Raw genomic sequence first — 7417 nt, 5'->3', positions numbered from 1 at the left:
GCGCCGGTAAAAAAAGCTTGATATCGATTTCACGTAAAAATCCGGTCTGTTTAACAGCCTCGATTAACTCCAGCAAAAACAATTATTTTCATTCGGGTAGCGCGTATCAGGAGTCGTCCGCTCATGCATCCCAATTGATTTTGCAAGTCTTTTCAATGACACGTTCCTGCCGTAACCTGAGGCACTTCGCGCCGCACGCGGCGCACATCCCGGACATTGATCAACACCAAGACGCCGCACGAGCGGCGCAGTTTTGTCGCATGACGAGGACGTACGAATGCCTTTGCAGGTCCCTCGCGTTGCGCACACCAAGGCGGCGATTCTCAACGTGGACGCAACGCGCAATCTCACCTTAAGGAGCACGTTCGATGAGCACGATCAAGACGAAGGACGGCACGGAGATCTTTTACAAGGACTGGGGGTCGGGCAAGACGGTGGTGTTTTCGCATGGCTGGCCGCTGGATGCGGACGCGTGGGACTCGCAGATGCTCTTCCTGGTCCAGAAGGGGTTCAGGGTCATTGCGCACGACCGGCGCGGCCACGGGCGGTCCGGCCAGCCGGCGCAGGGCAATGACATGAACACGTACGCCGATGACCTGGCCGCGGTCCTTGATGCGCTCGACGTGAAGGACGCCATGCTTGTGGGCCATTCCACCGGCGGCGGCGAGGTTGCGCATTACATCGGGCGTCATGGGACGGGGCGGGTATCGAAGGCAGTGTTGATCGGCGCCGTGCCGCCGCTGATGCTGAAAACCGAAGGCAATCCGAACGGCGTGCCGAAGGAGGTGTTCGACGGCATCCGTGCCGGCGTCGCCGCCGACCGCTCTCAGTTCTACAAGGACCTGGCGCTGCCTTTCTTCGGTTATAACCGCGAGGGCGCGAAGAAATCACAGGGTGTGATCGATTCGTTCTGGGCGCAGGGCATGCTTGGCGGGATCGTGGGGCATTACGCGTGCGTGCGCGAGTTTTCGGAAGTGGATTACACCGAGGACCTGAAGAAGATCGACGTTCCCACTTTGATCCTGCATGGCGATGACGACCAGATCGTTCCTATCGACACAGCCGGACGCATGTCAGCGAAGATCGTGCCGAACGCCACGCTCAAGGTCTATCCGGGCGGCGCGCACGGCATGTGCGTGGTCGAAGCGGACAAGGTGAACGCGGACTTGCTGGAATTTGCATCGAGCTAAAAGACACGCGCCGGCTGGAGAGCCGGCGCATTGCGTGTCATGGCTTGTGCTTCACCGGGTGCGCGCGGCGAAACACCATCCATCGCGGCGACTTGAATCTGACAATGCTCACGTACAGCCACACATACGTGAATGCAAACACCACGACAAAGCAAAACAGGTGCACCGTATGCCGCCAGAACAGCGTGGCGGGAATCACGGCGATCAGGCACAGCAACCACAAATACGGCGATGTCAGCGAGTTGCGTTGCGTGAGCTCACGTGCGTTCTGCGCCCCGACGGCCCATCGCATGAGGCGTTTGTACACCAGCATGTGCAGATGAACGCCGTCGGGAATGCCCGGCGAAATGCCGCGAATGAATTTTTTCCGGTAGATCGAGAAACACGTCTCGAAGATCGGATACATGAAGAGCAGCACGGGAAACCACGCTGATACATCGCGATTGCGCATCACGAGCATGATCGACAATTCGGCGAGCATGAAGCCGATGAAATAGGCGCCGCCATCGCCGAGAAAGATCAGGCCCGCCGGGAAGTTCCAGATGAAAAAGCCCATCACCGCGCCCATCATGATCAACGAAGCCGACAACACGATCGGATCGTGGACCTGGAACGCGACGTACGCGAGCGAGGCGAACATCATGAACGCGACCATCGATGCAAGGCCGTTGAAGCCGTCGATGATATTGATCGCGTTCGCCAGCGCCGCCACCGCGATCACGGTCACGAGACACGAGATCACGCCATAGGTCAGCAGGAAGTCGAGCGGCGGCACGCTGATACGCGTCACTGCAATGCCGAGCAGGAAATACGCGAGCGCGGCGGCGGCCATGGTGCAGACCAGGCGTACGACGGGCGTCACGCGCTTGGTCAGGTCTTCGATGAGCCCCGAAAAGAAAGCGGGCAAACCGCACGCGACCACGGCAAGAATCCCGCTCGATACAGCCGGATAGCTCCATCGAAGCTGCACGGCAGAGACGGCAAGCCCCAACAGTATGCCGACGCCGCCAATGCGCGGCACCGACCGCGCGTGAAACTTCTGCACGCCGGTCATATCGGTGTCGCCGGAGATGCCTTCGTGCAAATGTGCAAACCGCACGATCAACAGCGTGATGAACAGCGAAACCAGAAAACCGAGCGCGAAGCTAAGCATGAAAAATAATCACTAAAAAGAACGGGACGGGTCAGGCAAAGCCCTTCGGATTCTGCGACTGCCAGCGCCAATGATCGGCGCACATCCGCTCGATGCCATGTTCAGCCTGCCAGCCGATCAGTTCGGACGCGGCGGCGGGGTTCGCATAACACTCGGCGATATCGCCCGGACGGCGCGCTACGAGCTCATACGGCACCGGCTTGCCCGACGCCGCCTCGAACGCCTTCACCACGTCCAGCACGCTGTAACCGTGACCCGTGCCGAGGTTCACCACGAAGCTGCGGTCAAGCGATTGCAGTGCATCGATGGCCTTGATGTGGCCGCGCGCCAGATCCACCACATGGATGTAATCGCGCACGCCGGTGCCATCGGGCGTCGGGTAGTCGCTGCCGAAGATGCGCAGTCGTTCAAGCTTGCCCACCGCAACTTGCGCTACGTACGGCATCAGGTTGTTCGGCACGCCGGCCGGATCTTCGCCGATCGAACCGCTTTCGTGCGCGCCGACCGGATTGAAATACCGCAAGGTGGCGATGCGCCATGTCGGATCGGAGAGTTCCAGGTCACGCAGGATCTGCTCGGCGATCAGCTTCGACTGGCCGTAGGGGTTGGTCGCCGAAAGCGGAAACGATTCGTCGATAGGCACGCTCTTCGGCATGCCATACACCGTCGCCGACGAGCTGAACACGATCTTCTTCACGTTGCGCGCACGCATCGTGTCGAGCAGCACGAGCAGGCTGTCCACGTTGTTGCGGTAATACTCGATCGGCTTAGCGACCGATTCGCCCACCGACTTCAGCGCCGCGAAATGAATCGCGCCGGTGATTGCATGTTCGTCGAAGATGCGGGCGAGGGCGGATTCGTCGCGGGCGTCCGCTTCATAGAACGCGAGTGTCTTGCCGGTGATCTGCTCCACGCGCTTGAGCGATTGCGCGTTGCTGTTCACGAGGTTGTCGATCACGACAACGCCGAATCCCGCATTCAGCAATTCCACGCAGGTATGCGAGCCGATAAAACCCGCCCCGCCGGTCACGAGAATGGTGCCTTTTTCGTTGGTTTGTTCAGTCATGAGTGTCGCTCCCGGAGGTGCTTTTTAAAGTGAGACGCCGGTCGCCGAGAATCCGGTAATCGCGCGTATTGTGCCTTTATAACGTTCGACGACGCCGTTTTCGTCGAATTCCCGCGTGACCTTGGCGCGGCCCGCCACGCCCATTTCGGCGCGCGCTGCATGGCTTGCGAGCAGCATGCGTTCCAATTGTTGCGTCAGGCTGTCCGGGTCTTTCACTTCGCAGAGAAAACCGGTCACGCCGTTTTCAACGACTTCGCGGCAACCGGGGACATCGGTCGCAACAATCGGGCGGCCCATCGCCGATGCTTCCATCAGCGTTCGCGGCACGCCCTCGCGATACGACGGCAGGACCACGCAATCGGCGTTGCCGATGAACGCGCGGACATCGGTCGCTTCGCCGAGATAATCGATGACGCCTTCGCGCTGCCACGCCTGGACTTCGTCGAGCGTGATCGCGCTGGGATTGTCCACGCCGGCCGGCCCGAGCAACTGGAAGCGCGCGTAAGGATATTTCGCGCGAATCCGGCGCGCGGCTTCGACGTATTCCGCCACGCCTTTATCCCACAGCAGGCGGCCAATTAAAACGAAAAAAAAGCCTTCCGTCTGCGGGTTGGCGCGCGGTAGCGGCTGGAAAGCGTATTCGTCGAGATCGACGCCTTCGCCGTGCAGAAGTCGCGCGCGTTCAGGCTTGACGAGCAGGTTTTGATCGATGAAAGCCTGACGGTCGTCCTTGTTCAGGAACCAGACTTCGCGCGGAAAGCGGAACGCGAACCTGTAGAGTTTCTTCGCGATGTTCGCCGTTCCGCTTTGCTGGATGAACACGTAGCCGAGGCCGGTGGTCACGGCTATCGATGGAATACCCGCGAGCTTCGCGGCGATCGTCCCATAGATATTCGGCTTGATCGTGTAATGGAAGACGATTTGCGGACGCGCTGCGCGGTATTCGCGATACAGCGCGGCGAGCGTCCTGAGGTCATCGCGTGGATTCGTTCCCTTCGACGCCATGGGCAGGTCGACACACCGGCAGCCCATTGCTTCCATCAGCGGGAACGTGCGGTCGCGCGGCGCGATGATCGACACTTCGGCGCCCTGTTCGATCAACATTCGCAGCAAACCGCGCCGGTAGGTGTAGATCGCCCAGGCGGTGTTGCAGACGAGGGCAATGCGAAGGCGGGAGGTCTCTGCGTTCATTCTTTCCATTTAAAAAAGGCGTTGTTTCAAGCACCGAGCAGGCGTGTTTTCAGGGAACGCAACGCGCGATAGGGCAACACCAGGTGCGCCACGTTCTTCGCCACGCCGATCCAGTCCGGCAGGTTTGTCGCACGCAAATACTTCATCTGGAGCCGCAGCGTGGACCACACTTGTGTCCGGCGTCTGGTCGCGCTGATGCCGTGTTCATTGAGTTCGTAATACACGCCGAATTCGGGGAGATTTGCGCCATCGTGATGTTGCAGAAGACGCAGGATCAGATCGAGGTCCTCGGCCGCCCGGTATTGTGCGCGGTAATTGCCTGCGCCGATCACGGCGTCCACGCGCAGCATCAGCGACGGATGCGTGAAGCACGAACGCATCAGCATGACACGCCGGATATCGGCGGGTCCGGTCGGCGGCTGCAAGTCGAAGAGCGGCGCGCCTTCCATGTCGACCACGTGCGTCCACATGCCTAGTACGGCCGTTTGCGGATGCGTTTCCATATGTTCGCGCTGCTTTTCGAGCCTGTATGGCGTCGCGAGATCGCCCGCATCTATACGCGCCGCGTATCTGATGCCGCGCGCAGCCAGCGCATCCATGCCCGCCTGCAATGCCCGCTCGATACCGCCATTGCCCGGCATGCGCAGCACTTCGACCGTCATGTTAGCCACCGCAGGCGCGACGATGGGCGGCAGGCTGCCGTCATCGACAATCAGCACCCGCACCGGCGCGCGTTCGCAAAACGATGCGAGGGTACGCTCCACATCGTGCTGCGCATTGAACGCCGGAAGCAGCACGGCCACATCGTCGAGAAAAGGCGTGCTCATGTCTGCAGCCGGAAGCGGATGTAGTAAAGATTCACCAGTGCCGCCGCAAGATATCCCGCGGCGAGTCCGACCAGCGCGCCGTAGCTGCCCATGCGCGGAATCGCGATCAGGTTGACGATTGCCGCGACCACCAGCGCCAGCAGCCACTTCGCGAGCAATACGAACTTCGCCTGGTATTTGAGCACGACCAGATTACCAATCGCTTCTATACCTGCTGGCAGCGAGAGCCAGACGGCCCAACGGAAGATATCGATGGAAGCCGTGTACGCCGGCCCGAACACATGCGAAATGATGAACGCTGCAAGCAGATCGAGGATGATTGCGCCGCAGATCATCAGCACGGCGGTCATTGCGAAAAGTCGCATGATATTGCGCTTCAATTGCAAGGCATCGCTCACCTTGTAGACGAACGCCGGCGCGATGGTCTGCGCGAGCATCAGCGCGAGCGCGATCCAGTTTTCGTTCAGTTGCTGCGCGGCGGAGTACACACCAAGATCGGCGAAGGAGATATGGCGTTCCAGCATCAGCCGGTCGAGTTTCATGAACACCGACATGCAGATCAGCCCGAGCCAGAACACCGTGCCGGCGCTCGCGAAATGCTTGAAGAGCGACCGGTCGAGATGCCAGCCCAGCGTGCCGCCATTGCGGCGTATGTAATACAGCAGCAATACGCCGCCGATAGCCGCCGATTCCAGCGCCCAGAGCCAGCCGAAACGCGCCGGACTTGCGGCCGTGCGCACCAGCAGGAACACGAGGCCAGCCTTCAGGATGGCCGTGACCATGCTGGTCAGCAATTGCGGCTTGCTGTACGTCATGCTTTGCAGCCACGCGTTGATCACGCCCACGAACGGTTCGCGAAACAGCATGGTCACGGCGAGGCCGGCGAGCATCGCACCGACGAGCGGATCGGTGAACCCTGCCGCAATGCCGATCCACGTCAAGACGAGCGCCGCCGCCGAGATGCCGATGCGCAGCACAAACGCACTGCCGAGCACGGTGCCGATCTGCTTCGGATCGCGATGCACGATAGTCGGCACGAGGATTTCCGCGCCGCAGACCCACGTGATCGGCGCGATCACGAGCAGTAGCGTGTTCGCGTATTGCCATTTGCCGAATACATCGGGGCCGAAATAGCGCGCAAGCAACCCGCTGATGCCGATCGCCACGGCAATCTGCGTAAGCCGTTCAAGCCCCAGCCAGACGATGTTCGCGAGCGCGCGGGCGACGTCCGGGTTCGATATCCGTTTCAGCATGCGTGGCTGGCGCTCGCCGCTGGCGTGATGAAATTGTCAGGAACGGGCATGCGAATTGCTGACATCATCCGATGGTGCAGACCTTCGGGCACGCTGTCCGGCCAATCAGCGAGGCGATTGCCGTCGCCTTTGTTGTTCGTTATGAAAAAGCGTCGGAGCATTGGATTAGAATATTTGCGCAGGTTCGCATGACCTTGCAGACGCGGAACGTGTCCGGGCGGCCCGGGTTTCGAAAGATTGCGATTATAGGTGCGAACAGTGTGCGCAAACGCGTGGTCCGATACCGCCCGCTCGTGATATATAAGCGCGTTTGACGAACTCGACCGCGAACGGACAGGCGGCCAGGGCGCAGGTTGAACCGCCCGGGCCCATTTCTTTCGTTATTTTTCGCGCTCCGTCCGGGTATCGTTTCCGGGCCGGCAAAGAGTAGAAACACGCAAGTTTCAAGCAGGTCTGCATCACAGGGTCTTCGTGACCCGGGACGCTTCGGGATGCCCCGGAACCATTTCAATTATTAGTCAGGTAGCCATTCCATGAGCCAGTCACCGCAAGCATCAGTTACCCAGTCCATTTTCAAGGCTTACGACATTCGCGGGATCGTGGGCAAGACAGTCGATGCCGGCGTTGCACGCAACATCGGCCGCGCGTTCGGCAGTGAGATCCGCAAACTTGGCGGCGACTCGGTCGTCGTCGCGCGCGATGGCCGCTTGTCCGGCCCCGAACTCGTCGGCGCATTG

Annotated in this window: 6 protein-coding genes and 1 pseudogene; 2 read left to right on the top strand and 5 right to left on the bottom strand. The window is 60.3% G+C overall.

Features of this window, described 5'->3' with window-relative positions:
• Positions 1–368 precede the first annotated feature (368 nt).
• A complete protein-coding gene (locus tag ACFFAR_RS19125; protein ID WP_062000077.1) occupies positions 369–1190 on the top strand; it encodes an alpha/beta fold hydrolase in 822 nt (273 codons plus the stop codon).
• Positions 1191–1227: 37 nt separating this feature from the next.
• Here ACFFAR_RS19125 and ACFFAR_RS19120 read toward each other — a convergent pair whose 3' ends face one another.
• The 5 genes from ACFFAR_RS19120 to ACFFAR_RS19100 are packed head-to-tail and all read right to left on the bottom strand — an operon-like array spanning position 1228 to position 6680.
• Positions 1228–2343 (bottom strand): glycosyltransferase, encoded by a 1116-nt coding sequence (locus tag ACFFAR_RS19120; RefSeq protein WP_062167423.1) that lies wholly within the window; start codon positions 2341–2343, stop codon positions 1228–1230.
• 31 nt (positions 2344–2374) lie between these two features.
• A complete protein-coding gene (galE, locus tag ACFFAR_RS19115; RefSeq protein WP_375508276.1) occupies positions 2375–3409 on the bottom strand; it encodes a UDP-glucose 4-epimerase GalE in 1035 nt (344 codons plus the stop codon).
• Positions 3410–3433: 24 nt separating this feature from the next.
• Entirely contained in the window at positions 3434–4600 is a 1167-nt protein-coding gene (locus ACFFAR_RS19110; protein ID WP_082771310.1) for a glycosyltransferase family 4 protein, read from the bottom strand.
• A 26-nt stretch (positions 4601–4626) separates the two neighbouring features.
• Positions 4627–5427, bottom strand: coding sequence for a glycosyltransferase (locus ACFFAR_RS19105; protein ID WP_062000073.1), 801 nt, complete (start codon positions 5425–5427; stop codon positions 4627–4629).
• Positions 5424–6680, bottom strand: coding sequence for an oligosaccharide flippase family protein (locus ACFFAR_RS19100; protein ID WP_375508275.1), 1257 nt, complete (start codon positions 6678–6680; stop codon positions 5424–5426). Before ACFFAR_RS19100 ends, ACFFAR_RS19105 begins: the two co-directional genes overlap by 4 nt.
• Positions 6681–7213: 533 nt before the next feature.
• On the opposite strand from ACFFAR_RS19100, the pseudogene ACFFAR_RS19095 reads away from it, so the two are divergent.
• Positions 7214–7417 (top strand): annotated as a pseudogene (locus tag ACFFAR_RS19095) (phosphomannomutase/phosphoglucomutase); the annotation flags it as partial.

The organism is uncultured Caballeronia sp. (assembly GCF_964243625.1).
In the GTDB taxonomy this organism is placed as follows: Bacteria; Pseudomonadota; Gammaproteobacteria; order Burkholderiales; family Burkholderiaceae; genus Caballeronia.
This window is presented reverse-complemented; position numbering and strand designations above follow the sequence as displayed.